Annotated in this window: 16 protein-coding genes and 1 pseudogene; 11 read left to right on the forward strand and 6 right to left on the reverse strand. The window is 71.5% G+C overall.

Translation table 11 applies throughout. The features are described 5' to 3' along the window. Positions 1-24: 24 nt before the first annotated feature. The gene (locus ACZ53N_RS31265; RefSeq protein ID WP_469144183.1) at positions 25-444 is read right to left on the reverse strand and encodes a beta-ketoacyl synthase N-terminal-like domain-containing protein; all 420 of its coding nucleotides are present in this window, start codon (positions 442-444) and stop codon (positions 25-27) included. Positions 445-1,208: 764 nt separating this feature from the next. Between ACZ53N_RS31265 and ACZ53N_RS31270 the strand changes: the two genes are divergently transcribed. The 5 genes from ACZ53N_RS31270 (at position 1,209) to ACZ53N_RS31290 (ending at position 12,017) form a co-directional block, all read left to right on the forward strand. Beyond that, positions 1,209-8,492 (forward strand): amino acid adenylation domain-containing protein, encoded by a 7,284-nt coding sequence (locus tag ACZ53N_RS31270; protein ID WP_469144204.1) that lies wholly within the window; start codon positions 1,209-1,211, stop codon positions 8,490-8,492. Between the two features lie 3 nt (positions 8,493-8,495). Continuing rightward, positions 8,496-9,665 (forward strand): FAD-dependent monooxygenase, encoded by a 1,170-nt coding sequence (locus ACZ53N_RS31275; RefSeq protein ID WP_469144184.1) that lies wholly within the window; start codon positions 8,496-8,498, stop codon positions 9,663-9,665. A gap of 50 nt (positions 9,666-9,715) precedes the next feature. Beyond that, on the forward strand, positions 9,716-10,129 hold the full coding sequence (locus ACZ53N_RS31280; RefSeq protein WP_469144185.1) for a nuclear transport factor 2 family protein: 414 nt from the start codon (positions 9,716-9,718) through the stop codon (positions 10,127-10,129). A gap of 473 nt (positions 10,130-10,602) precedes the next feature. After that, positions 10,603-11,259, forward strand: a complete 657-nt coding sequence (locus ACZ53N_RS31285) for a DUF5701 family protein (protein WP_469144186.1) — start codon at positions 10,603-10,605, stop codon at positions 11,257-11,259. Between the two features lie 407 nt (positions 11,260-11,666). After that, positions 11,667-12,017 carry a GNAT family N-acetyltransferase gene (locus tag ACZ53N_RS31290; RefSeq protein WP_469144187.1) on the forward strand — a complete coding sequence of 117 codons (351 nt, stop codon included), beginning with the start codon at positions 11,667-11,669 and terminating at the stop codon, positions 12,015-12,017. A 12-nt stretch (positions 12,018-12,029) separates the two neighbouring features. Here ACZ53N_RS31290 and ACZ53N_RS31295 read toward each other — a convergent pair whose 3' ends face one another. Both ACZ53N_RS31295 and ACZ53N_RS31300 read right to left on the reverse strand, forming a co-directional pair. Beyond that, complete coding sequence (locus ACZ53N_RS31295) at positions 12,030-12,986, reverse strand: YqjF family protein (RefSeq protein WP_469144188.1); 957 nt, start codon at positions 12,984-12,986, stop codon at positions 12,030-12,032. Between the two features lie 684 nt (positions 12,987-13,670). Beyond that, complete coding sequence (locus ACZ53N_RS31300; protein ID WP_469144189.1) at positions 13,671-14,555, reverse strand: SDR family oxidoreductase; 885 nt, start codon at positions 14,553-14,555, stop codon at positions 13,671-13,673. A gap of 639 nt (positions 14,556-15,194) precedes the next feature. Here ACZ53N_RS31300 and ACZ53N_RS31305 point away from each other — a divergent pair. Then, complete coding sequence (locus ACZ53N_RS31305) at positions 15,195-15,746, forward strand: DUF5709 domain-containing protein (RefSeq protein WP_469144190.1); 552 nt, start codon at positions 15,195-15,197, stop codon at positions 15,744-15,746. Positions 15,747-16,161: 415 nt separating this feature from the next. Here the strand turns inward: ACZ53N_RS31305 and ACZ53N_RS31310 are convergent, their stop codons facing one another. Next, positions 16,162-17,361 (reverse strand): FUSC family protein, encoded by a 1,200-nt coding sequence (locus ACZ53N_RS31310; protein ID WP_469144191.1) that lies wholly within the window; start codon positions 17,359-17,361, stop codon positions 16,162-16,164. A gap of 708 nt (positions 17,362-18,069) precedes the next feature. Between ACZ53N_RS31310 and ACZ53N_RS31315 the strand changes: the two genes are divergently transcribed. The 3 genes and pseudogenes from ACZ53N_RS31315 to ACZ53N_RS31325 form a co-directional block, all read left to right on the forward strand. Further along, entirely contained in the window at positions 18,070-18,588 is a 519-nt protein-coding gene (locus ACZ53N_RS31315; protein ID WP_469144192.1) for an HAD domain-containing protein, read from the forward strand. Positions 18,589-20,053: 1,465 nt separating this feature from the next. Next, positions 20,054-21,010 carry an immunity 49 family protein gene (locus ACZ53N_RS31320; RefSeq protein WP_469144193.1) on the forward strand — a complete coding sequence of 319 codons (957 nt, stop codon included), beginning with the start codon at positions 20,054-20,056 and terminating at the stop codon, positions 21,008-21,010. A 465-nt stretch (positions 21,011-21,475) separates the two neighbouring features. Continuing rightward, positions 21,476-21,761, forward strand: a pseudogene (locus ACZ53N_RS31325) (transposase family protein); the annotation flags it as partial. A gap of 308 nt (positions 21,762-22,069) precedes the next feature. Here the strand turns inward: ACZ53N_RS31325 and ACZ53N_RS31330 are convergent. Together ACZ53N_RS31330 and ACZ53N_RS31335 are read right to left on the reverse strand one after the other, a co-directional pair. After that, positions 22,070-22,360 carry a hypothetical protein gene (locus ACZ53N_RS31330; protein WP_469144194.1) on the reverse strand — a complete coding sequence of 97 codons (291 nt, stop codon included), beginning with the start codon at positions 22,358-22,360 and terminating at the stop codon, positions 22,070-22,072. 21 nt (positions 22,361-22,381) lie between these two features. Continuing rightward, on the reverse strand, positions 22,382-23,539 hold the full coding sequence (locus ACZ53N_RS31335) for a hypothetical protein (RefSeq protein ID WP_469144195.1): 1,158 nt from the start codon (positions 23,537-23,539) through the stop codon (positions 22,382-22,384). A gap of 84 nt (positions 23,540-23,623) precedes the next feature. On the opposite strand from ACZ53N_RS31335, the gene ACZ53N_RS31340 reads away from it, so the two are divergent. Together ACZ53N_RS31340 and ACZ53N_RS31345 are read left to right on the forward strand one after the other, a co-directional pair. Next, the gene (locus ACZ53N_RS31340; protein ID WP_469144196.1) at positions 23,624-25,078 is read left to right on the forward strand and encodes a glyceraldehyde-3-phosphate dehydrogenase; all 1,455 of its coding nucleotides are present in this window, start codon (positions 23,624-23,626) and stop codon (positions 25,076-25,078) included. A gap of 74 nt (positions 25,079-25,152) precedes the next feature. After that, complete coding sequence (locus tag ACZ53N_RS31345) at positions 25,153-25,689, forward strand: hypothetical protein (protein ID WP_469144197.1); 537 nt, start codon at positions 25,153-25,155, stop codon at positions 25,687-25,689. Positions 25,690-25,804: the final 115 nt, after the last annotated feature.

The following is a 25,804-nucleotide window of genomic DNA, read 5'->3' on the forward strand; positions in this document are numbered from 1 at the left end:
TCAGCAGGGCGTCCAGGTTGTTCGTCACACAACGATCTTGGACGCCCTGTCTGCGTTCCCGGACACACCGTCAGCATTCGGAATGACTCGTCTAGTTGCCGCCGGGTTCACCGACGTTGCCGCCGACGCCGGAAGATCGGCGAGATCTGCGTCACTCCGGCCTGGCCGGGTGGCCCCGAGCGAGGTGCGCGCTGTTTGTCCGATCGCGTTGTTCGATCGCGCGCCAGGCTGGGCAGCCGGGCGGCGGAGGGCCCGGCAGGCCCGCGCCGGTGGATCCCCGCCTGCCACGGCCACCTGGCTGCGGCCTGTCCGTAGCGCATCGCATGCCGGGTGCACGGCAGTCAGTGACGAGGAACAGGCCGCGCCGATCGCGACGCCGGGCCCTCGCGGACCGAAGACGCAGGACAGCCGGCCGGCCGCGATCGACAGCGCGGAGCCGCTCATGGGGGGCGTTGATCTCTTGGCTCACGCCGGCGGGCGTACCGGCGGCGCCTCGCGGAGGTGAACGAGCGGACGACCCGTACACGGGGGCCTGGACCCTGTGGGGTCCGGAGTCTCTTCAGCGGCACCGCCCGGGGCCGGTGGCCGGTGCAGGCTTCGAGGGGGCGGGCGTACTTCTCCGCGGCGTGGCGGATTGCCGTGCCGGTGGCCGCGGTTGTGGCAGCCCGGCGCCATGAGGGGTCCGGTGGCGGGGAGTTCGGGCCCGCGGCCGGGCTTGCGGTGGTCGTGCCCCGTGGTCTGCCCGGCGGCCGGCGTGCTGCAGGGCGCGCACGGTAGCAGCGCCGGTGCTGCGGAGGAGAGAGCAACTCTCCTGTGGGGGCGTCGCGTTCGTCACGGCCGTTTCCGGCCAGCGGAGTGGCCGATTCCCTGGTTTTCGAATAGATCACGCCACGCACACGATAGTTGGATCAGTCCGGCCGAGCCGGGGTCAAGGGGGAGTCCTGTGAAGGACATGGTGAGACAACGCCGAGGTCAGGCGATGTGGCTTGGCGCCACCGCCGCAGTGGGAGCCGGGCCGTCCGTCGGTCTCGCATCCATGCGCACACCGGCCGGAATGCTGCGGAACCGTTACGGGTCTGTTCGACGCGCTGGGTGACAGCACCCGGCCCCACCACCCGCCACCGCGTCCGTTCCGCGGGCGTGCGTCCGGCTGCCCACCACACGGTTTCCTGGAAAGGGAAAAGCTCATCAACACCGGAAGTTCTCGGCTGCCCGCGGAGCGAAGCGTTCCGCTGTCGCCCTATCAGCGTGACATCTGGCTGGCCGCCACGCGCGCGCCGCGGAGTCCGCAGTTCAACGCCACGATCGTCGAGGAGTTCACGGGTGCCGTGGACGTTCCCCTGCTCCGCGACTGCCTGGCCCTGACCCTGGAGCGGCACGACGCCTTCCGGCTGCGCTTCGGCGAGAGGGACGGCGTTCCGCGGCAGTGGCTCGTCGGCGCTCTGGTGGCGGACGGCACGCCGGCCGTCGAGGTCGTCGACCTGTCGTCCGCGCCGGATCCCCGGGAGGCGTGCCTCAACTGGCGTGAGAGCATCCTGCGGACGCCGTTCGACCTGGGAGGCGGGCCGCTGTTCAAGGTCGCGCTGCTGCGGGAGAGCGACACGGCCGTCCACCTGCTGATCCAGACGCACCATCTGGTCGCCGACGGGCGGGCCATGGACCTCGTGCACACCGAGGCGACGGAGGAGTACGCGCGCCGGGTACGCGCAGGGGCCGCGAAAGGCCGGGAGGCGGCGCCGTCGGCGCTGGAGGCCGTCGCCGGGCGGGGCGAGTACTTCGCCTCGCCGCAGTGCGAGGCGGACCGGGCCTTCCACCGCGGTGAACTGGCGCGGATGGAGCCGAGTTTCTTCGCCCGGCGGCACGAGCCGCAGGCGGTGCCCGCCTTCGGCCGGCACACCTTCACCGTGCCCGGCGAGGTGGTGGAGCGCATCAAGGACAGCGGCGGCTCGCCGTTCGCGTTCCTCGCGGCCGCGCTGGGCACCTGGCTGGCGCGCGTCCACCGCACCTCCGGCGCCGTGCTCGGCACGCCGCTGCTCAACCGCCGCAGCCGCGCGGAGCTCTCCACGGTGGCGCAGTACGCCAACACACTGCCGCTGCGCGTCGAGGTCCCCGACGGGCGGCCGCTGGCGGACGTGGCGGCGCAGGTGCAGAACTCCCTGACCCTGCTCCAGGAGCACCAGCGGCTGCCCTACGGGGAGCTGCTGCGCGAGCTCCCGGCGGCCGGCGGCTCGGAGCGCAGGCTCTACGACGTCACGCTGTCCTTCATGTCGCTCAAGCCGCTCAAGGCGCTGGCGGAGGGCGTCGGGCGCAGCGGGCCCATGCACTTCGCGCCGCCGCACGACCAGGAGGCGCTGGCGGTCTACGTGGTCGGCACGCGGGGCACGTCCGAGCTGCGGGTCGCCCTCAACTACGCCTTGGACGTCTTCGATGAGGACCTGCCCGTCACGTCGCTCGTCGAGCACCTGATGTCGCTGATCGGGCACGGTCTGGACAAGCCGGAGCGGCCGGCGGCCGAGCTGCCCCTGCCGGGCGAGGCGGAACGGGAGCGGCTGCGGGGCTTCGCCCGGGGTCCGCGCGTGGCGTTCGCCGAGGATGCCACGCTGCCCGCCCTGTTCGAGGCGCGGGCGGCCCTGGTGCCCGGGCGGCCGGCGGTGTTCGGGCCGGGCGGGCAGGGTGCTGTGAGCTATGCGGAACTGGAGGCCGGCTCCCGCCGTATCGCGGCGGCGCTGCGCGAGCGCGGGGTGGGGCCGGGTGACCGGGTGGCGGTGCTGATGGCGCGCGGGGCGCACCTGCTGCCGGCGATCCTGGGCATCCTGCGGGCGGGGGGCGCGTATGTGCCTGTGGATCCCGGTCATCCGGCGCGGCGGATCGGCTTCGTGCTGGCGGACAGCGGTGCGAAGGTTGTGGTGACGGATGCCCCGGTGACGGCGGTGCCCGTGCCGGAGGGTGTTGCCGTCTGTCCGGTGGAGGAGCTGCTGGAGGGCCCGGACGGTGGGCACGGTCCGGATGCCCCGGCCGAGCCCGCCGCCACTGCGCGGGATTTGGCCTACGTCATCTACACCTCGGGCTCGACCGGGCAGCCCAAGGGCGTGATGGTCGAGCACCGGTCGGTGGTCAACCGGCTGGCCTGGATGCAGCGCGCCTACCCGATCGGCGCCGGTGACGTGCTGCTGCAGAAGACGCCCGTGTCGTTCGATGTGTCGGTGTGGGAGCTGTTCTGGTGGGCGATCGAGGGCGCCGCTGTGGCCCTGCTGCCGCCCGGCGGGGAGAAGGACCCGGAGCTGATGCTGCGCACCGTCGCCCAGCGCGGTGTCAGTGTGCTGCATTTCGTGCCGTCCATGCTGGGGCCGTTCCTGGACCTGCTGGAGCAGGCGCCACAGCGGCTGGGCGAGGTCCGGTCGCTGCGTTATGTGTTCTGCAGCGGTGAGGCGTTGCCGCCGGGGCGCGTCGAGCAGTTCCACCGGGTCTTCGCGGCGGCCGGCGGCCGTGCGCCGCGGCTGGTCAATCTGTACGGGCCGACGGAGGCGGCGGTCGATGTCTCGGTGTACGAGTGCGAGCCGGGGGCGGCGGCCGGGCGGGTGCCCATCGGGCGGCCGATCGACAACACGGAGCTGTACGTCATGGGGCCGGACGGGGCGCCGGTGCCGGTGGGTGTGCCGGGTGAGCTGTGCATCGCCGGTGTCCAGGTGGCCCGCGGTTATCTGAACCGGCCGGAGCTGACGCGGGAGAAGTTCGTCGCCGATCCCTGGGTGCTGGGCGGCCGGCTGTACCGCACGGGTGATCTGGCCCGCTGGCTGGCCGACGGCACTTTGGAGTACCTCGGGCGCATCGACGGGCAGGTGAAGGTCCGCGGTAACCGGGTGGAGCTGGGTGAGGTCCAGGACGCGCTGGCCCGTGTGCCGGGGGTGCGCGAGGCTGCGGTGGCCGACCATGTCTGCGACGGGCGCGGTACGTACCTGGTCGGTTACTACGTCGCCGAGGACGGCCGGGACCTGGACGAGGTCCGCTTGCGCGGGCAGCTGGGCGGCCTGGTGCCGGAGTTCATGATCCCGGCCCGGTTCGTCCGGCTGGAGCGGCTGCCCCTGTCGCCGAACGGGAAGCTGGAGCGGCGTCTGCTGCCGGCGCCGGGCGCTGTGGAGGCGCAGGCGGCGGGTGCCGCGCCGCGTACGGCCGGGGAGAAGGCGCTCGCCGCCGTCTGGGCCGAGGCGCTGGGTGTGGAGCGGGTCGGGGCGCACGACAACTATTACGCCCTGGGGGGTGATTCGCTGCTGATGCTGCGCGTCCGGGCGCTGGCGGAGCGGCGGGGGCTGCGCTTCACTCTGGACGACCTCATGCGCCACCCGACCGTGGCCGGGCTCGCCGCGCACGTGGCGCAGACGTCCCTGCCGGCGGCGCAGGAGACGGCGCTGGCGCCGTTCGCGCTGGTCCCCGACGTGGACCGGGGGCGGCTGGAGGGCGCGGTGGACGCGTTCCCCATGAGCCGGCTGCAGATCGGGCTCGTTTACCACAGCCGCCGCGAGGAGCACTCCGCCGTCTATCACGATGTTTTCCGTTACCGGCTGGCGATGGTGTGGGACGAGGAGCGGTTCCGGCACGCCTTCGGCCGGCTCACCGCCCGCCATGCGGTGTTGCGTTCCTCCTTCGACCTCGGCGGGTTCTCCGAGCCGCTGCAGATCGTGCACGCGAGCGCGCCGGGTGGCCTGGACGTGGTCGACCTGCGCGGCAGCGCGCCGGAGGCCGTCGAGGCGGCGATCGGGGCGCATGTGGAGGAACGGCGCTTGCACCGCTACGACTTCGAGCGGGCCCCCCTGTACCTCTTCCGTGCGCATGTGTGCGACGGGGCGGTGGAGCTGGTGTTCAGTTTCCATCACGCCCTGCTCGACGGCGGCAGTGTCGCCAACCTGCTGCGCGAGCTGCTCCAGGACTACCAGCACGCCCTGGGGGCCGCCATCGGCCCCGTGGCGGACGCAGTCCTGCCGGGCCCTGCCCATCATGTGCGTGAGGAGCGGGCGGCGCAGGCCGATCCCGCGGCGCGGGAGCACTGGCGGCGGACGCTTGAGGGGGCCGAGGTGCTGCGCCTGGACGGCTTCGCCCCGGCGGAGGTGCCGCGCGGGGGCGGCCCTGTGGTGCACCACACGGTTTTCCCGGACGATCTCGCGGAGGGGGTGCGGGGCCTGGCGCGGCAGCACGCCCTGCCGGTGAAGTCGGTTCTGCTGGCCGCGCACTGTATGACGCTGCGTCTGTTCTCGGGGCTCGGGGAGTTCACCACCGGGCTCGTCACCCACGGGCGTCCCGAGCGTGAGGACGCCGAGCGCATGGCCGGCCTGTTTTTGAACACGCTTCCCGTCCGGGTGGGCGATGCCCGCACCGGTGTGCCGGGCAGCTGGCTGGAGGTGGTCCGGGGGCTGTTCGGGCAGGAGCGCGAGGCCCATGCCCACCGGCGGTACCCGCTGAGTGCCATTCAGGAGGACCACGGCGGGCCGGTGCTGCACACGGCGTTCAACTACGTGCATTTCCATGTGCTGGCGCAGGTGCTGAGCCTGCCGGGTCTGCGGCTGGAGTCGTTCACGACCTGGGAGGAGACCGACTTCCAGCTGCTCGTCAATGCCTTCACCGACCCGGTCGAGGGCCGGATGGGGTTGCGGGTGGACGGCGGCGGCCAGGGCATCACGGCCTCCCAGGCCGAGCTGTTCGCCGATACCTTCACCGCGGTGCTGGGCCGGATCGTCACCCGGCCCGAGGAGGCCCCGGACTTCGCGTTCCTCGCACCCCCGCCGCTCGCGCCGCCCGGCCCGGCGGCCGCCTCGGATGTGGTGAGCCTCTTCGACGGGCAGGCCGGCCGCACGCCCGGCGCCGTGGCCGTCAGTGCCGGCGACGGTGCATGGACCTACCGCGAGCTGCGGGAGATGGCCGAGCGGGTGGCCCGGCGGCTGCTGTGCCTGGGTATCCGGCCCGGGGACCGGGTCGGCCTTGCCACGGGCCGTTCGCGGGAGACGATCGCCGCGGTGCTGGGCATCGCCAAGGCCGGTGCGGTGTGCGTGCCGCTGGATCCCTCCTATCCGGCGGCGCGGCTCGCGGCCATGGTGCAGCAGGCACATCCCACCAAGATCATCGCCCGGCAGGCGGACGCGGCTCTCGTGCCCGATGCCGGTCTGCTGCTGCCCGCCGAGTCGCTGCTGGACCCGCTGGACGCCCGGACCGCGGCAAAGGACCTGCCGGCGGCGATCGATGCGGCCGGCGGTGCGTATGTGCTGTTCACCTCCGGCTCCACCGGCCGGCCCAAGGGCGTGGCGATGCCGCACCGCTCGCTGGCCGGCCTCATCGGCTGGCAGATCCGTGCCGCCTCCGCGGCGCCCGGCGGGACGACGGCGCAGTACGCGCCGCTGAGCTTCGACGTCTCCTTCCAGGAGATCTACTCCACGCTCTGCTGCGGTGGCACCCTGCGTCTGGTCACCGAGGACGAACGGCGCGACATGGCCGCGTTGCTGCGGCTGCTGGACCGGGAGGAGGTCGAGCGCGTCTTCCTGCCGTACGTCGCGCTGCAGCAGCTGGCCGAGGCGTCCGCGGCGCTGGGCATCGTCCCGCGGCGGCTGCGGGTCATCGTCTCCTCCGGCGAGCAGCTGCGGGTGACCGATGAGATCCGGGGCCTGCTGGCCGCGCTGCCGGGGGCGGTCCTGGAGAACCAGTACGGGCCGACCGAGTCGCATGTCGTCACCCGTCACACGATGACCGGTGACCCGGCCTCCTTCCCGCTGCTCGCCCCGATCGGCACCCCCGTCGAGGGCGCGGAGGTGCACGTCCTGGACGGGCGGGGCCGCCCGGTGCCGGTGGGTGTCAAGGGCGAGCTGTACCTGGGCGGTGCGGTGCTCGCCGACGGCTACCTCGGTGATCCGGCGCTGACGGCCGAGCGGTTCGTGCCCATGGCCACCGCCGGGGGGCAACGGCGGCTGTACCGGACCGGCGACCTGGCCCTGGTCCTGCCCGGCGGGGCCCTGCACTACGCGGGCCGTGCGGATACCCAGGTGAAGGTCCGCGGCTACCGTGTCGAGCCCGCCGAGGCGGAGCTGGCCCTGACGGAGCTGGCGGCACGGCATGCGGGGGTGCGGGTCCGGGAGGCCGCGGTGGTGGCGCGCAAGGACGCGGGCGGGCAGACCGCCCTGGTCGCCTTCCTCGTCGGCGACGCCGGCCGCACCGACACCCGCCAGCTGCGCACCGGTCTGCGCTCGGTGCTGCCGGACTTCATGGTCCCCACCCACTGGGAGTGGCTGCCCGCGCTGCCGCTGACGCCGTCGGGGAAACGGGACGACAGGGCGCTGCGCGCCCTGCCGTTGTCGGGGGCCGGCTCCCGCGGTGGTACAAAGCCGCGGGACGCCTATGAGCGGGCGCTGGTGGAGATGCTCGCCGACCTGCTGGGGGGCGGCCCCGTCGGCGTCCACGACGACATCTTCGCGTGCGGTGCCACCTCGATCACCGTGATGCGGCTGGTCGTGCTCATCGAGCAGCGCTACAACGTGGCGATCGGGCTGTCGCGGTTCATCGCCGGGCCGACGGTGGCCGCGCTCGCCGACCTGCTGCGCTCCGGCCACGCGGCCGCGGCCTTCGACCCGCTGGTGCCCATCCGCACCGGCGGCGGCCGGCGGCCGCTGTTCCTGGCCCACCCCATGGGCGGCAACGTCCTGTGCTATCTGCCGCTGGGCCGGCATCTGCCCGAGGACCAGCCGCTGTATGCCTTCCAGGCGGCCGGCGCCGAACCCGGCAGCGAACCGCTGCGGAGCCTGCCGGAGATCGCCGCCTCGTACATCGCGGCCATGCGCCGCGTCCAGCCCGAGGGCCCCTATCTGATCGGCGGCTGGTCCTTCGGCGGCTTCGTCGCCGTGGAGATGGCCCGGCAGCTGCGGGCGGCCGGCGAGGAGACGGAGCGGGTCATCCTGCTGGACACGGTCGCGGTCGGCCCCGACGCGCGGCGCGGTGCCTACTCCGACGAGGCGTTGCTGGGCTGGTTCTTCTGGGAACTGCTCTGGCTGCACCGCGGGGGTTCCTCGCCGCTGGCCGTCGTCCCCGACGAGCTCACCACGCTGGACGAGAAGTTCTCCTTCATCGCCGGCCTGGCCGCCCGTGAGGGCGTCCTGCCCGCCGACGGGGCCGACGCCCTGGTCCGCAGGCTGTTCGGGGTGTACGCCGCCAACTGGCGGGCGACCGTGGAACACCGGCCGCACCCGGCCGAGCAGGACATCGCCTTGCTGCGGGCGAACGAGCCGCTGCCTGAGGTCCTGCGGTCGATGCACGGCGCCGCCGGCACCCGCTACACCGACCCGGCCAACGGATGGCGTGAGGTGACCTGCGGCACGGTGCACGTCGTGCCCGTCCCGGGCGACCACCTCACGATCATGGAAGAGCCGTATGTGGCGGACGTGGCCAAGGCCATCGCGGAGCTGACCGGCACGGTCACCCCGCCGTCCTCCCCCACCCGTTCCACCCCGAAAGGACACTGAACCATGTCCCTGCACACCCGTACCCGGGCGATCGTCGTCGGAGCCGGCATCGGCGGGCTCGCGACCGCCGTCGCCCTGCGGCGCGTGGGCGTCGAGGTGGAGGTCTACGAGCGCGCGAGCGAGCTGCGGCCTGCCGGATTCGGCATATCCGTCGTGAGCAACGCCGTGTCCGCCCTGCGCGTACTGGGCATCGACCTCGGCCTGGAGGCGCGCGGGCAGACCATCCTGCACACCGAGATCATGAACGGCGAGGGACGGACCCTGCGGTCGCTGCCGATCGAGTCCGCGGGCGATGAACTCGGCGCGCCGAGCGTGGCGATGTACCGGGGTGACCTCCAGGAGGCCCTGCTGGAGGGCCTGGGCGACCAGCGCGTCGAGACCGGCGCCGTGGCCACCGGCTACGAGACCACCGCCGAGGGGGTGCGGGTGCGCTTCGAGGACGGCCGCGAGGCCACCGGTGACATTCTGATCGGCGCCGACGGCATCAACTCCGTCGTGCGACGCCAGCGTACGGGGGACGGCCGGCCACGCTACGGGGGTTTCCTGTGCTGGCTGGCCGTGACACCCTACGAACACCCGCGGATGACCAAGGGGTTCAACGGCCACTACTGGGGGGCCGGCAAGCGGTTCGGCATCCACGACGTGGGGCACGGCCGTGCCTACTGGTGGGGCACGATCAACATGCCGGTCCACGCGGCGCGCGCCTGGAACGGCGACAAGGACCAGGTGATCCGCGCGTACGCCGGCTGGGCTGATGAGGTCCGCCACGCCGTGCGCACGACGCCCGTCGAGGACATCGTCGCCGTGCCGGCGCTGGACCGGCCCTTCCTGGAGCAGTGGGGTGAGGGTCCGGTGACCCTGCTGGGCGACGCGGCGCACCCGATGCTGCCGAGCCTGGGCCAGGGCGGGAGCACCGCGATCGAGGACGCTGTGGTGCTGGCCCAGTGCCTGGCCTCGCACAACGACCCGGTCGCGGCGCTGCGGGCCTATGAGAACACGCGCCGGGAACGGACCCGGTTCATGGTCGAGACCTCCCGCAAGTTCGCCGGCTTCGAGCAGGTGGAGAGCCCGGTGCTGTGTGCCGTCCGTGACGCGTATCTGCGCCGCGCGCCGCAGTCCGTGCTCTTCGCCCCCTTCCAGCGGGCGCTGACCCCCCAGCTGCTGGGCAGTTGAACCCCGCACCCCGTGCGGGCGTAACCACCGGACACGACCGGAGAGCAGGCATGACCCAGCCCGACGCACGTACCGTCGTCACCCGTTACCTCCAGGCCCTGCGCACCCGTGACGCGCAGGCGATCCCCGAGCTCATCGCGGCCGACGCCGTCTACCGCATACCCGGCAGCCATCCGCTGGCCGGAACCTTCCACGGCCTGGAGGAGATCGCGAGGAAGTTCTTCACCCCGATGGGAGCGCTGTTCGATCCGGAGGCCGCCTACGCGGTGGAGGTCGCGCACGTCCTGGCCGAGGGCGAGCAGGTGTCGGTCGAGTGCGTCACCCGCTCGAGGACCGTGCACGGCACCCCGTACGCGATCGAGATCAGCGCGCAGTTCACGGTCCGCGACGGGAAGATCGTGAGCATGCGGGAGTACTTCGACACCCAGTACTTCGCCCGGACGCTGTTCGGGCAGGACGGGTAGGCGGGGCGGGGAACGGCAAAGGGGGCAGGCGCGGCAACAGCGCGCGGGGGGCGGCAGGGGGGCGGGGCGGGCCGGCAGGTGCTGGCGTCTTCCCCCTCGGCCCCGGCCGGCCGGGGCGTCCGTGGTGAGGCGTCCCGGCTCCGCCGGCAGGTGCCGTGCCCCTGGGGGCAGAAGGGGGATGCGGGCCGGACCGGCTGCACCGGCGGCCCGCCCCCGCCCCCAGCGGCACCAGGGACGCCTAGGGCGCCTGGGGCCCTGGGGAGGGACCGCCCTGGTTCCTCTGCCGGCCCGGAGCGCTGGCCCGCGCCCGTACCCGCGTCGGCCCAGGCGCATGGCGTGATTCCTTGCATCATTCCTTGCATCCCACGACGTGGTTCCTTGCGACCCACGACGTGGCGGCTGCCGGGAATGCTCCGGCGGGCCGCCTCGTTGGGTCTTGAGCCTCCTGCTCCTGACTCGAACCGAGGAGTACCTTGCCCGACATCTCGTCCCCCGCCGCGGTAACCGCTCTCCCGCCGCTCGCCGCCCAGGCAGAACACCTGATCGCGCTGGGGGTGCACGAGCTCGCGGGGATCCCCGCCGACGAGCTGCGCGCCTTCGCCGCGGCCGCCGGGTACGCAGACAGCGACACCCTGCTCGCCGTCCATCCGGACCGCGCCCCCGCCTCCGCCCTCGCACCGCTGCTCCGACACGGCGGCAAGCCCGGTTTCGTCGTCACCGACATGAGCGACGCCGACCGCTTCGGCCCCTGCGACGCGGAGCTGCCCGACGCCCCCCTCTACCTCATCACCGGCCTCGACCGTGGCGACCACATGGCCAACTGGAGCCCGCAGGAGGTCCTGCCCGCCCTCGCCGAGCAGGGCCGCACCCCGCTGCTGCTGACCGAAGGCATCCACTGGGTGCTCCAGCAGCCGGCGATCCTGGAGCGCAACCGCTGCTTCATGACCATCGGTTCCCGGTTGCGTAAGGCGAACGGCGCCCTGGACGCCCGTACCCCGGCGATCTGGATCAGCAACGGCACCGGGCGGGACGGGCACGAGCGGCGCAACGCCCCGAAGATCGGCTGGTGTTGGTGGGGCAACCGCCACACCTGGCTCGGCTTCGCCTCCGCCACGAGCCGAAGGCACTAGGTTCCGCGGAAGGGACACGCCTTCATCTCGCGTCGCCGAGGAACACGGGCCGCGCGGCGCGCACCTGTGGCAGACGGATGCGCGCCTCCTGCGCCTGTTCCCGCGGAGGGCCGGCTTGACGAGCCGTAACCAGCCGGGAATCCCGCGTGCGTGACGGCGCTGAGGGGTTTGTCCAGGGCAGCATCTGATCCTGCGCACGCCCTCCTGGCGGACCGTCTCCTGGCAGACCGTGCTCCCCCTCCCCCGTTGACCGGCCCTGCGGCGATACTCCACGGCATGGTGAATCTGCGGGTCCTTACGGCAGGTGACTGGCCGTTGTGGCAGGAGGTCCGTGTTGCCGCCCTGGCCGAGGCGCCGTATGCGTTCACAGCCCGGCTTGCCGACTGGCACCGGGGTGGCCAGGAGCAGTGGCGTGCCCGTCTGGCCATCCCCAGCTCCTGCACCATCTCGCCCTGCGGGGCGCTCTCCCTGCCGGCATGGTCAGGGGCATCTCCGCGGGTGCGCAGAGAAGCGGACTCAGGTCGCTGTGGGTCAGCCCCGGGGCGCGGGGCGCCGGTGTCGGGAACCGGCTGATCGAGACGGTCACGACGTGGGCCCTGCGTTCCGGCTCCACCGCCTTGAGGCTCGCGGTGATCCCGGGAAACAAGGCCGCCACCGCCCTGTACCGGCGCAGCGGCTTCGTCGTCACCGGAGAGCGTGGGGACCTGTTGCCCGACGGTGTGACCAGGGAGCAGGTGATGGCCAAAAGACTTCGCTGACGGACAGCGCCGTCATTTTCTCGTGAACCTTCCCGGCCGGGCCGGCCCAGCGGGGAACCGGCCGCTGGTTCGCGGGCGGGGATGGGGGGGTGAAGTCGCTGTGTGCTGCGCCGGTCGGGAGGAAGCCCGTCCCGGAACCGGTATCACGCCGAAACCACCAGGTTTCTCTTTCACCGTGGAAACCCGCACACTCCGGCCCTGCTGACCCCTCCGCCCGGTGAAATGGTGCCGGGCGGGTTTTTCGGTCAGGGGCGGGGCCGGCGGCGGGCTGCAAGGCGGGGGAACCCCAGGCGCACGCGGCGGACTCCGGGTGAGAAGTGGAGGACGGGGGCGCCGGCGGGGGGGCGGGAGGCCGGCGGCCTGGGTGAGGGACTGCTGGAGTCCGTCCTCGCGGGCGGTCGACAGCGGCCAGGGTTCGTGGGCGACGGGGGTCTGCCACAGCCGTCCGGCCCGGCGGGTGACCGCACGCCAGCGCGAGGTCAGCCAGATGTCCCGTTCACCGGGGACGAGCGCCCGGCCGGGGCGGACGGTCAGGTGGTAGGAGGGGGCTCCGCCGCGGCGGACTCCCGTGTAGGTGATGCTTCCGTCGCCCCGGGTGCGCAGGCTCAGGTCCCCCAGGTGGTAGGGGGCACCGGCGAGGCGGGCGGTGAGCATCAGGGCGCTGGATACCTCGAGGGAGAGGAACCACAGTGCGTCGGTGCCGTCTTCGAGGCGCACGTAGGTGCGCAGGTTCGTTTCGGGGAAGGCGGCCCGGCGGGCGGCCGGCGGGCCGGGCGGCCGTACGCGGCTCATGAGGAAGGGGGTGAAACTGACCCAGGCCGCGCCGTCGTGGACGTCCACGCTCAGGCCGGGAGGAAGAACCGCCTGCACCACGGCCGGCTCGTAGGGCCAGTGGACGAAGGTCTGGCACAGCCACTGGGCCTTGAGCAGGGGGAAGGCGATGTGCTGCTCAGCCGAGGGGGACACCATGGGGCCTGCCTTTGCCGGGCCGGCGTCGGCCGTTGTGGCCCGGGGCCGCCCTGTCGTCACACCCCTGGCCGGTCATGGCCGGGTGTTCTTGCCGTGTCCTTCTTCGCGTGCGCGCTCCTTCTTCGCGTCCCTTGTGGTTCTTGCGCCGTGCGCCCTCACGCCTTCGGGGCTCGTCGTGTGCGGTGCCGCCTTTGCCTCTGGCAGCCCTCGCGGGCGCGGGCGGTGCCGGGCACGGAGCGCTCACGCCCGGTGCCGGGCACGGAGCGCTCACGCGGCCGGCTCTCCCGGCCGGAGCGGGCTCCCGGCTCCCGCTCGTCGCCGGACCGCTCCTGGCGGGGTGTGGGGTGTGTCCTGGGGCTGGTGTCGGGGCATGCCGGCCACCCTCCGGGTTCATGGGGCGCAAATGCACCGCCGCCCAGCTGTGGCGGGGCAGCTGCCGGGTACCCCGAGGGGGGCAGCGTATGCGTTCCTGGCCATGAGCGGGGGCCGGTGCCTGTGCGAGGAGCCGGGCAGCCTGCGTTGCCGCGCCGGACAGGTCGGCGGGGGAACAGGTCGGCGGGGGAACGGGGGCGGGTGGGCGGGGGGGCGGATCCGCCCGCGCGGAGGGGGCCCGGGGTGCGGTGCGCGGGAGCCGCCACCGCCGGGGCCCCCTCTGCCGGGTGCGGTCCGGCTGCCGGTGTGCGGTCAGGGGAGGGGGGTGCCGCCGGTGGCGTTGAGGATCTCGGCGGTGATGTAACTCGCCTCCTGTGAGGCGAGGAAGACATAGGCGGGTGCCATCTCGGCCGGCTGGGCCGCACGTCCCAGCGGGCTCTGTTTCCCGAAGCTCGCGGTGTCCGGGAGGGTGGCGGGGATGAGAGGGGTCCACACCGGGCCGGGGGCCACGGCGTTGACGCGGATACCCCGTTCGGCGAGCTGCCCGGCCAGCCCCTGGGTGAAGGTCACGATCGCCCCCTTCGTCATGGCGTAGTCCAGCAGGTGGGGGCTGGGCTGGTAGGCCTGCACGGAGGTGGTGTTGATGATGCTGCCGCCCTGGGGGATGTGCGGCAGGGACGCTTTGCAGAGCCAGAACATCGCATAGACATTGGTGCGCAGCACCCGGTCGAACTGTTCTGTGGTGATCGCCTCGAGGCCCTCGGGCTGGGCCATCTGGTACGCCGCGTTGTTCACCAGCACATCGATGCGGCCGAACTCCCGTACCGCCTGGTCCACCACCCGGTGGCACTCCGCCTCTTCGCGCAGGTCGCAGGGCAGGGCTGTTGCCCGGCGCCCCGCGGCCTCGATGAGGGCGGAGGTCTCGCGCGCGTCCTTCTCCTCCTCGGGCAGGTGCGTGAACAGCACGTCCGCGCCCTCCCGGGCGAACGCCAGCGCCACCGCCCGCCCGATGCCCGAGTCGCCACCGGTGATCACCGTCCGGCGTCCCTCCAGCCGGCCGCTGCCCCGGTAGGTGTCCTCACCGTGGTCCGGGCGGGGGTCCATCCGGCCGGTGTGCCCGGGCGGTGTCTGTTCCTGCTCGGGGAACCTCGGCCGGGGGTAGCGCTCTGCCGGGTTGTCCCGGTTCTCCTGCGTCACAACGATCACCTCCCTCAGCCGCATACCCCGGGGCGGGCCGCGCAGACGGTTCGGGTGCCGCACGCCATCCGGACGGTCCAGGGGTTGTCCGTATGCCGCGCCTGCCGGGCTGCGGCGCGGGGCGGGCAGGGGTGCGGGGCCGGGCGGGGGCGTGGGGCGGGGGCGGGGCGCGGGGCCGGGCAGGCGGGCCACCGGCCTGGTCCCGCCCCGTCCGCCCCAGTCACCGGGGGGAGGCCGCTGCACCCGGCACCACCGGCGGCTCGTCCGCAGGGGCTGCACAGAACACGGTTCCACCCGGGGCACTCCGGATGGTCCCCTACGGCTCGCCCGCAGTCCGGGCACTTCCGCAGGAGAGCCCCGTGCCGGCCGCGGGAAGCTGTGCACACGAGGGGGGTGGCAGGAGAGCGGAAACCTGGGCGGCCGGCTGTCCGGCCCCGGGAAGAGAGACGGTCATCCCCGAGAGCACAGGGAACACGGCCCGCGAGGGGCTCTTGGACCCGCGGGGCGGGGTGCCGGGCGGGGCCCGAGGACGGCAAGGGCTCACCTGTACGGCACCGCCGGGGCGGCTGGACGTCACGGGCCGCTCCACGATGGACAGGCAACCCGGCTGCCCGGCCGATGGATGAAGGAGAGCACCTGATGTCCGACGACGCGAGGGGTGACGAGGTCTACCAGCCGGCCCGCTCGGACACCCGGGACCGCCCCGACCTCGACCTGGAGAACGCGCTGGAGGAGGACGGGCTCGATGCGACCCTCGACGAGGGCTACTCGCCGCCGGACAAACCCCTGGCCGCGGAGCATCACGGCACGACAGCGCGGGAACAGCGGGAGGGCGAGAGCCTGGAGCAGCGCCTGGCCGAGGAAGAGCCCGACATCGCACCGCCCGAGGGCGATGGCATCGGCGACCAGGTGAACACCAACGGCGAAGCCGTCAGCGAGGAGGCCGGCGACGCCCGGGCGGGGCGGCTCGTGGCAGCCGACGACGGGCTCCCGCGCCACGCGAACGACATGGTCGCCAGGGACGTCGGCACCGACGGCGGGGCCGCTACCGCGGAGGAGGCCGCCCTGCACATCACCCCCGCCCCCGGGGAGCGGCCAACAGACCAAGAAGGAAAACAGGAAGGGAAACAGGAGGAGGGGCAGGAGGAGGGGCAGGAAGGAGACGGCGCCGGCGGGACGAAGGGTGCCTGAGGCCCGGTGCGATATCCAGCGGCGGGGCCCTGCCCCCAGGGGGCTGGGGTGGAGGCACCGCCGGGGAAGCGGCTGCCGGGAGTACCTCCCGGCGCACCGTCGGAAGGAACGGCGGAGCAGGGAGCCGCACCAGGCCCGCGCCGCCCCTCGGGCGCCCCGAGGGGAGAAGCGCCGCGGGCCGTTCCCGGCTGACCGCCGACGTGGCCGGGCTGTCCGGTGCCGAGCCCGGTGCCCCGTCCGGTGCCCCGTCCGGGGGCGCGTCCGGGGGCGCGTCCGGGGGCGCGTCCGGGGGCGTGTCCGGGGGCGGCCATGTGTGCCCCGCTGCCCGCACCCCAGTGCGCCACCGCACCACCGCGCCACCAGGTCGTCGCTTCGTCACGTCGTCGCGTCACCGCCGCCGGGAGGCGTGGGGGGCTCAGCGGGCCGGCGGCCCGCTCCCTGCGGGGGCGTCGTCCGTCCCGCCCCGCGTTCCGCCGGGACACAGACGGCGGGTCAGCCGGCGGGCCTCGGCCAGCAGGGAACCGGACAGCTCCATCGCGGACGGCCCCAGCACCGGCCGCCCGGCCAGACGGGCACGCAAGTCCTCATGGGCGGCCTCCACCTGCCGCAGCGCCCGCTCCAGCTCCCGGCGGGCCTCCCGGGAGTCCTCACCGGTCACCGTGCGCCCGTAGACAGCCAGGGCCTGCCCCACCCCCTCCAGGAAGTCCGCGTACGGGCGGGTGACGTCCCCCTGCCGCACGCAGCTCGCCGCCGCGCCGTCCGCCGCCGCCTCGGCCAGCACCCGCGTCAGGCCCTGCAGATGGTCCGCCACATCCTCCAGCGTGCGCAGCGTCTCCTCACCTACCGGCACGGCCCCGGCCGGGCCGGCGCGGCGGCGGCGCTCGGGGTTCAGGCGGGTGCTCTCCTCGGCCCACTGAACCGCCGAGCGCAGGGCACGCAGCAGCCCGGGCAGTTGGCGGGCCCGTTCCTGCCACCGCACCGCCTGGTCGTACCGCCACGGCCCCCTCAGCCCGCCTGCGACCGCTTCGAGGATCCCGCAGCACTCACGCACCACACCGCCCGCGGCCTCATGGACGCTGCGCAGGTACACCGGCGGCAGGACCAGGGCGTTGACCGCCACGCCCACCCCCGCGCCCAGGAACGCCGCCAGGACCCGGTCGGCCGCGATGGACGCCGACCACTGACCGCCCGCCAGGGTGAACAGGGCAGAGGTCGCCCCGGCGATGCCCTGCTCGCCGAAGTGCTGCCAGTTACCGATCAGCAGCATCACCGGCAGGACGAGAAGCATCGCCACGACGGGCCGGCCCAGGGCCATCGCACCGGCCGTCGCCACGACGGTCCCCAGCGCGATGGCCAGCGTCTGCTGGACCGCCCAGGCCACCGACCGGTAGACCGTGGTCCGCACCAGCACCAGCGCCACCCACGGCGCCATCAGCGCAAGGGTGTTACGCAACAGCCAGACGGCCAGGGACCACGCCAGGACCGCCGCCACCGTCGCTTTGAGCGCCAGGACCACCAGATCCCGCTCCCGGCCCGGCCCCTGCCAGGCCCGCCGCACCGACCGTGCGACCCCGGCCGCCTCCGCGCATACCTTCCCTCCCGCAACGTGCCTCATGAAACCCCCCTGCCACACCAACGCAATTCCATGCCCGCCCGCCCAGAAGCACCAGGGTGCGGTGCGTCATACGAGGAAGCCGTACGAGGAATACGGGCCGGCCCTGGGAAGACCGGCCGGGCCGCTCCCCGGACCCGTGACAGGCCCCCCTTTACGGCCGAAGAGAACCGGCCACGTCAGCCCGGTCAGCCGGTCAGTCAGGTCAGTCAGGTCGAGTCGGCAGGCCGGTCAGGCCGGTCAGGCCGGTCAGGGCCGGTCAGGGCCGGTCAGGGCCGGCTTCGGTCGGTCGGTCAGGGCCGGCTTCGGTCAGTCGGTCAGGGCCGGCTTCGGTCAGGCCGGCTTCGGTCACGCGCTGGGAACCAGCACCAGGGGCGGGTTGCTATGCGGCGGAACCGACGTCGGTGACGTGCTCGTGCCCCCCTGGCAGCGGACCACCGGCACCCGGCGCTTCCACGCCCACAACACCCGGGGCGGGAGGCGCACCACGCGCCTGGACACGCTCGCCATGCCCTGGCCGCACCCCGACGACACCGCACCGGAAAACGACTTCGTCCGCGCCCGGCAACTGCATGTGCCTGGTGCCGTGAGCAGCGGTTACGGATCCCGGGGCCCGTGGTGGTGCACGAGAAAGAGCAGCCTGCGCAGCCGCGGGGTACAGGGCCCTGGTCACCGAGGCGGTCTGGTGGGATCTGCCGTTATCGTGCTCCTGTGACTGGCTCTGTGCAGCGTTCCCTGTTGTTTCTCGATGTCGATGGCCCACTCATCCCCTTCGGCGCGGCCCAGCCGTATCCGACCTACACGACAAGTTCCCCATCGCTTGGAGCCGATGCCCATCCGCTCCTGGCCAGGATCAATCCCGGGCACGGGCCCCGGCTGGCGGCTCTTGCGTGCGAGGTGGTCTGGGCGACGACATGGATGGCTGACGCGAACGAGTGCATCGCCCCCCGCATCGGTCTGCCGCACCTGGCAGTGGTGATCTGGCCGGAGCCGTCCGGCATCGATGAGCAGGACGAGCGGAACGGACTGCACTGGAAGACCCGCACACTCGTCGAACGGGCAGCGGGACGCCCGTTCGTCTGGGTCGACGACGAGGTCACCGACACCGACCGGGCCTGGGTCGCTGCCCACCACCCAGGACCCGCCCTGCTCCATCGTGTCGATCCCCGCCATGGCCTGACCGACAGCGACTACGCGACTCTCGGCTCGTGGCTGCGACAGCCGGCCTGACACGCGGCCGGAGACAGCGAAGAACCCGCGAGAAGCCACCCCGCCGCAAGCGCGGGACAGCTCACCACCGTGCGAGCGGCGCGCCATCGAGAGAGAACCCGCAACAGACAAGCGGCCGCGGGGCGGGCTCTTAGGCTCCGGCTCCGGCCCGGACGCCGGCGGCGCGGCAGGAACCAGTACCGGTACCAGAGAAATCGTGCCGTGAGAGGTGAGACGATCACCGCCTCTCCCCCAGTGATCCCACCCGCCCCGATGGGCTGGCCCTGATACGCCTGATGGGCACCCCCACCGACCCTGATGGCGCCACGCCGGCCCCGGTCGGCCCGATGGCCCGATGGCCCTGATGGCCCCTCGCCGGCCCTGGTCGGCCTGGTGGGCCTGATGGCGCCTCGTCGGCCCTGGTGGGCCGGTGGGCCGGTGGGCCGGTGGCGCCGAGACCGGGTCCATGACCGGGGAGTCAGTCCGTTTGGCCCGCGACGGACATCGGCTTGACCGGCGTTCGGGGACGTGCAGGGGTGCTTGCGGGTGCTGGCACCGCCCGCGAGGACCCGGGACCTCCATCGGGGATCACCGGGTTCACCGCTGCAAGACCGGCGGCACGGGCGGTGCGGGAGGCGCGGCCAGCCCGGTCTGTCCCGGCAAGCCCGGCGGCAACGGCACCCCTGCCACCACCACCGCGAACGGCACCACCGGTGCCACCGGCGCCGCCGGGAAGTCCACCCTTCCCTGCTGAACCGACCCCTACCAGGATCACCGAGCCAGCCCCGCACCCATCCTTCGGTGCCGTCCCGCCCCTAATAGGCGTCGTAGGGGCGGGACGGGGCGGTTAACGGCCCCTGACGGTGCGGCCCCGGAGACTCGCCCGCCCGCACGGTTTACCTGACAAAAAGATGCCTGGGTGCCGCGAAGGTTCGTCTCCCAGGGCCGGGATGACGGCGTTCCCCGCAAGGGCCAGCCAGCCCGGTCCAGGTCCCCCTGGCTCGGCAACACGCCACGAGAACCTGGACCCACCGTCAGAGAAGACTGCCCCGCTCGCAGGCTTGCCGGGCTACGGGGAGCGGGAAATACCCATTCGCCGACTGCCTGTCGGCATGCGGCGCGGTTAAACGGTTCGGGGAACGGATACTCCCCACTCGGTTGCACACCGGCCTGCTGCAGTGACCCGCACCAACCCACGCTTCACCTGAGCCTGAGGAATCCCCGTCATGAACAGGAATCAGACCACCGCCCTTCTCGCCCTGCCCACGTTCGGCTCACCTCCGCCTGCGCGGAGAGCACCCGTTGGGTCAACCTCCACGCACCATTCCGTCGGTTCACCTCCGCCCGCGCGGAGAGCACAGCGGCCTTCTCCTGGCTGCGGGACGACCTGACTTTCACCATCGCCCCCAGTACTCGGGAGGGCAGTGTCAGAGCCCGTTGGTAACGTGCCGGCTCCGGCTGTGAAGATCACGAGGGGACGGTAGCCGTGCAGGAAGTGACACGCCACGAGGTCAGTGACGGGTGCATAGCGCACGCGCTCAACGACATCCGCGGACGGACCCGGCGGCGGTGGCACGGGATGTACTACGACGACCCGTCCCCGGAGAAGCTGCAGGAGATGCGTGACGAGCTCCTCGACCACGTCGCCGCCCGCACCGTGGAAGACCCCAGCCTCGACGAGGCCGCACGTACGGTGCTGCGGACCGCGGCCGAGTGCTCCATGGGCGTGCTGGAAGTCGGCTGTTGGCCCAATGGCGACCAGGAGATCAACTTCCCGCTCATCGGCGAGAGCCTCAGCAGCGAGGACATCGCTTTCAGGGACGTCGTCACGCAGGCCCCCACCGCCAGGACGTGGCTCGACACGTTCGAAACATGCTTGGCCAGCAGCCTGGTGTGGGATTGGCAGCGGGCGATCGGTCTGCTGCTGAGAGGTGGCTGCGCGCCCGCGATCCGTGCCGGGGTGCCGTACTCGACGCTGACCTCGACCTCCGATCCTGCGGACCTCGCGGCGATGGACGCACTGTGCCTGTACCTGACCGAGGCGGACGGGCACCTGCCCCGAGACTGGCCCACCGTGCCCCTGAGCAAACCCAGCACAGAAGAGCGCGCCGAGGCCGCCCGCCACCTGGACATGGCCGGCCCGCTGACCGCAGATCAGCGCCTTCTTCGCGTGCTCCTCTACGACGACCAGCACGCCTTCGAGCAGGCACTCATCAACCGGCTCGTCGAGCACCGGGACAGCGCGGGACCTGACTCCGCCCCCCGGTCCCTGCTGCCGCTCGGCCCCCTCGCCTTGGCCGCCCTTGCCGTTCAGGTGCACGGATGGGAGCTCGGCGTCCGGTCCGGGTACCTGCCGCCCAGCCTGCTGGGCTCCCCGGAGGCTTTGCGGCACGCGGCGGCCACCAACGTGAACAACCTCGGGGGCTGGGTCGCCAAGGAGTAACAGCGTTCCCGGGATCGTGCTGCGTCGTTGAACAGGCCCCGCGTTCCCTGGAGACCACCGTTGTGTCCTCGCTCCACCACCCGGCCCATGCCCTGACCGTCGAGAGCCTGGCGAGCGCCCGCTGCGTCGGCAAGCTGACGGTGCGGGGTATGGCGGTCCGCCCCCAGGTAGCCGCCCCGCACGATCCCGGGCACCGGCGTGAGGCCGCCCACTGGCTGCACGCCCTGGCGACTGACCCGGCCGGTAGATCATGCCCCTGCTGATCCCGCAGCCCAGGCTGGCCAAGCCCGCGCCGGTCCTCCCCGAGTCGGGGTATTTCGAGGTCAAGTGGGACGGCTACTGGTGCATGCTCGCGGTTCGGGGCGACGGCCCGGTACAGATGCTCTCCCGGAGGGGCGCGCCCATGGGGCCCGCGTTTCCGGAGCTCGTCGCGGCCCCCGAGCGTGACCTTCCCCCCGGCACGCTTCCCACCACATCATCCGGATCTGCGAACGCCAGGGCGTCCCGATCCTCGCCGACCGCGCCTACCAGGGCGCCGGCCCCTGGGTCACCACCGGACTCAAACGCCCACCGCGCGATGAACTCACCCTCACCCAGCGCACCGTCACGGGCCCTGGCCGCAGCCCGGGCACCGGTCGAACGCGGCATGGCACGACTGAAGTCCTGGCAGATCTTCCGCAGATCCCGCATCAGCCCCAACCACATGACCGTCATCAGCAAAGCCGTCCTCACCCTGGAGCGGCAACGCTGAATACGCTCGCGGTCGAGCTGGAGCCCGACCGCCTGTACCAGCAGCTCGAAGACGCCGGGGCCAGCGTCACGGCAGGCACCATCCGTGCGGACCTCTCGCTCAGCCGATGGCCCGCCCCCGACTCCGACGAGCACGGCGTGAAACGCTGGCTCGGCGCCACAGCGACCGCCGCTCTCGCGAACCGGCGCGGCTACAGGAGGCCCGTAGCTGACCTGTCACACAGCGGGGTGCCCCAGACGCACATGGCCTGACGCTGCTGAGGGCCCCGTATTCCTAGGGAGCGTGTCCCTCAGCAGTTGCACAATCAGTCAGTCGCCGACGAAAAGCAGGTATCCGGACAGCCGGATTGCGCGTTGCGCAGCGTCAAGGACACGCTGGACGGTAGGGGTCAGCGCCTCTCCAGGAAGGCTCTCCAGCTCTGAAACAAGCCTGTAGATCTGAGTCGTATTGAACATCGTGTCGCCGTACTTCGACACGCCATACAGCAGACTCGTTTCCGGCGCCGCTTCGCAGGTTCGACTGAATGACCCATCGGAGTCATCGCCGAGCGCCTCCACCTGCTCGCGCCTGACATCTTTCACGTAGATGTCCAAACCCACTCAGTTCTCCTCTTTCGAGCGCTAGGGCTTAGGGATGGGGAACATCGTAATGACATCGCCGTACTTGCTGTGAACCAGCATCACCCACGATGTCCGTTGCGAGCCTTGGTTCTCCGAGGTGAACCTCACGTTATCTCCGTAGTCGAAAACCCGCTCGTAGTAGTGGCTCTTGTTGGGTCCCTTCATCTCAGCCTCAAGCCCCTTGTTGAAGATCTTCTCAAGATCCTCGTTGGTGACACTGTCCTTGAAAACTCCCTTAGCGGGAGTGGCATGTGCTCCACCACGGAAGCGGTAGGCCCTGATGTCGTCAATGACCCTTTCGTCCAACTCAGGGGCATCGAAACCACAGGGCAGTGGAAACCCATCTGAGATCTTCCGATTGGCCCCCTTGGCTGCCCCAAACGAGTTCGTCTGCGCAAACTTACCGTCTCGGCAAGGCGGCTTGGACTCCTTCTTGCGCTTCTCGATGACCTTCCTGAGCCGGTCAATGGCGCTCTTACCGGCTCGGGATTCCTCGAAAAACTTACCAATGCCTGCACCGATGCGGACGACTGCCACACTGATCGCCGGAAGCTTGGCAACAAGCGTGAGCGCGGACAGAGCATTCACCAGCACCCAAAGGCATCCTTCGACATCGCCGGACGAGAAGCACTTCTTGGCGTCTGTCACACCCAAAACGTCGAGCAGGATTTGACCCCCATTAGCCTTCACCCAGTCGATAACATTTTGGGAGGCTGAAAGCTTGGCCTGCCGAAATTCGTCCACACACTGCTGTCCACAGGTGGCTAAAAGAATCGCTTCGTCATCTTTTGGCAATTCAGGACCAGTGTCCGGGCTACCGACCTCCACGCGCCGCTTGCGTTCTTCTTCGTGGCGTATTCGCGCGGCTTTGCGGGTGGCCGCTTGATCGGCCGCCTTGGCGTGGTCGCGGGCGTTCTCCGCATCTTTCTCGGCGGCTGTGGCGTCCTTATCTGCCGTGGTGGCAACGTCGCGCGCGGTGCTTGCGTCCCTCCCCGCGCTGTCGGCTGCCTTGCGAGCACTGCCAGCGTCTCTTTCGGCTTCGGTGGCGCTGCGGGGCGCGGCAGTCGCGTCCGACTCGGCGCCGCACGCAGCGGCGGGGCACTGCCCGCCCCGGGGCGGGGCCCCTGCACCCCGGGGCGGGGCTGCGGGCCTGGTCACGGCCCCTACCCAGGGGCTCCGCCTGAAGGGCCACCACACCGGCGGGTTAGCATATGAGCGCCGCCTAGCTCGAAAGATGGACCTGTGACTGTCAATGACGACGCGTTCACTAACTGGAAGCACCGCGAGGAGATCGCGGAGTCGATGATCCCGATCATCGGGAAGCTGCACCGGGAACAGGACGTCACCGTCCTGCTCCACAGCCGCTCCCTGGTGAACAAATCGGTCATCAGCATCCTCAAAACCCACCGGTTCGCCCGCCAGATAGCCGGCGGGGAACTCTCGGTCACCGAGACGCTCCCGTTCCTCCAGGCACTGACCACCCTCGATCTCGGCCCCTCCCAGATCGACATCGGCATGCTCGCCGCGACCTACAAAAGCGACAACGAAGGCCTGACCGTCCAGGACTTCACCGCCCGCGCCGTCGCCGGCGCCACCGGCACCGCGAAAACCGAACGCCCCGCCCCCCGCGACGTCGTCCTCTACGGCTTCGGCCGCATCGGCCGCCTCGTCGCCCGCCTCCTCATCGAAAAAGCCGGCTCCGGCAACGGCCTGCGCCTGCGCGCCATCGTCGTCCGCCCCGGCAACGGCCGCGCCGCCGACGACCTCGTCAAGCGCGCCTCCCTCCTGCGCCGCGACTCCATCCACGGCCAGTTCCAGGGCACCATCACCGTCGACGAGACCCACAACAAAATCATCGCCAACGGCAACGAGATCACCGTCATCCACGCCGGCGACCCCTCAGAAATCGACTACACCACCCACGGCATCAACAACGCCGTCCTCATCGACAACACCGGCAAATGGCGCGACCGCCAAGGCCTCTCCCAGCACCTGCGCCCCGGCATCGACAAAGTCGTCCTGACCGCACCCGGCAAGGGCGACATCCCCAACATCGTCCACGGCGTCAACCACGACACCATCAAACCCGACGAGCAGATCCTCTCCTGCGCCTCCTGCACCACCAACGCCATCGTCCCCCCGCTCAAAGCCATGGCCGACGAATACGGCGTCCTGCGCGGACACGTCGAAACCGTCCACTCCTTCACCAACGACCAGAACCTCCTCGACAACTACCACCAAGCCGACCGCCGCGGCCGCTCCGCACCCCTGAACATGGTCATCACCGAGACCGGCGCCGCCTCCGCCGTCGCCAAAGCACTCCCCGACCTCCACGCGCCCATCACCGGCAGCTCCATCCGCGTCCCCGTCCCCGACGTCTCCATCGCCATCCTCAGCCTCCGCCTCGGCCGCGAAACCACCCGCGAAGAAGTCCTCGACCACCTCCGCAACATCTCCCTCACCTCCCCCCTCAAACGCCAGATCGACTTCACCACCGCCCCCGACGCCGTCTCCAGCGACTTCATCGGCTCACGCCACGCCTCGATCATCGACGCCGGCGCCACCAAAGTCGACGGCGACAACGCCATCCTCTACCTCTGGTACGACAACGAATACGGCTACTCCTGCCAAGTCATCCGCACCGTCCAACACCTCACCGGAATCGAACACCCCACCTACCCCACACCCACCACATAACAACCCCCCCGGGGGGCGGGAGTGCCCGGGGCAACCCGGAACAACCCGCCCCCCAGGCACCCACCCCCCACCAGATGATCAGTAGCTTTCCTGCCATCGAAGCTTTGAGCGGCGCGGCCTACTCGGAGGGGGCAAAGGTGGACGGTTCGCAGATCACCTTCTGTTTGGACAGAGGCGTAACAGGCTTCCGCGACCCGGGCGACCCGCCACTTCCGCATACCGATCCCAAGGCGTGCCGTACCGCCTGGCACTCCGCAGCCCGCGCCGCAGGCGGAAAAGTCGAGGACTTCACGGAGCAGAAGTACCCGCACAGCTTCCACAGCGCCACGATCAAGGCCCGGAGCAGCACGCACATCGCTCTGTTCCACGCCCACTACCAGCTGATCGCCTTCGTCACCGACCGGCTCTACTGGTACACCGACGAATTCCAGGAACCCCCTACCTGGGCCACTGCCCTCAGCGATAATGGCTTCGCCGTCCTGAGCGCAGCACAGCTTCTGTCACCGCTGGCAGACTCCGACACCTCTGCCCTGTCCGCCGCGGAGCGGCGCCAGATCAGGCACTGGCAGCCGGCGACCCTCGGCGCAACACTCTTTAACACGTGGGACTGACGAACAGCCGACCCAGCTCAATTGTCAGGTCGCCAGGGAATCGTCATCGTCACCGGGATCGAATATGTCAGGGCGTGCCGTGGTCTGCGCGGCCCCTCCGCCCCGGCGTTGCTCC

This window comes from Streptomyces sp. NPDC033229 (assembly GCF_055576875.1).

Excerpts from the sequence above, each read along its gene's own strand:
- ACZ53N_RS31265 (WP_469144183.1), bottom strand. The coding sequence starts at position 444 with ATGAGCGGCTCCGCGCTGTCGATCGCGGCCGGCCGGCTGTCCTGCGTC.
- ACZ53N_RS31275 (WP_469144184.1), top strand. The coding sequence starts at position 8,496 with ATGTCCCTGCACACCCGTACCCGGGCGATCGTCGTCGGAGCCGGCATC.
- ACZ53N_RS31280 (WP_469144185.1), top strand. The coding sequence starts at position 9,716 with ATGACCCAGCCCGACGCACGTACCGTCGTCACCCGTTACCTCCAGGCC.
- ACZ53N_RS31295 (WP_469144188.1), bottom strand. The coding sequence starts at position 12,986 with ATGGTGTCCCCCTCGGCTGAGCAGCACATCGCCTTCCCCCTGCTCAAG.
- ACZ53N_RS31305 (WP_469144190.1), top strand. The coding sequence starts at position 15,195 with ATGTCCGACGACGCGAGGGGTGACGAGGTCTACCAGCCGGCCCGCTCG.
- ACZ53N_RS31310 (WP_469144191.1), bottom strand. The coding sequence starts at position 17,361 with ATGAGGCACGTTGCGGGAGGGAAGGTATGCGCGGAGGCGGCCGGGGTC.
- ACZ53N_RS31345 (WP_469144197.1), top strand. The coding sequence starts at position 25,153 with ATGATCAGTAGCTTTCCTGCCATCGAAGCTTTGAGCGGCGCGGCCTAC.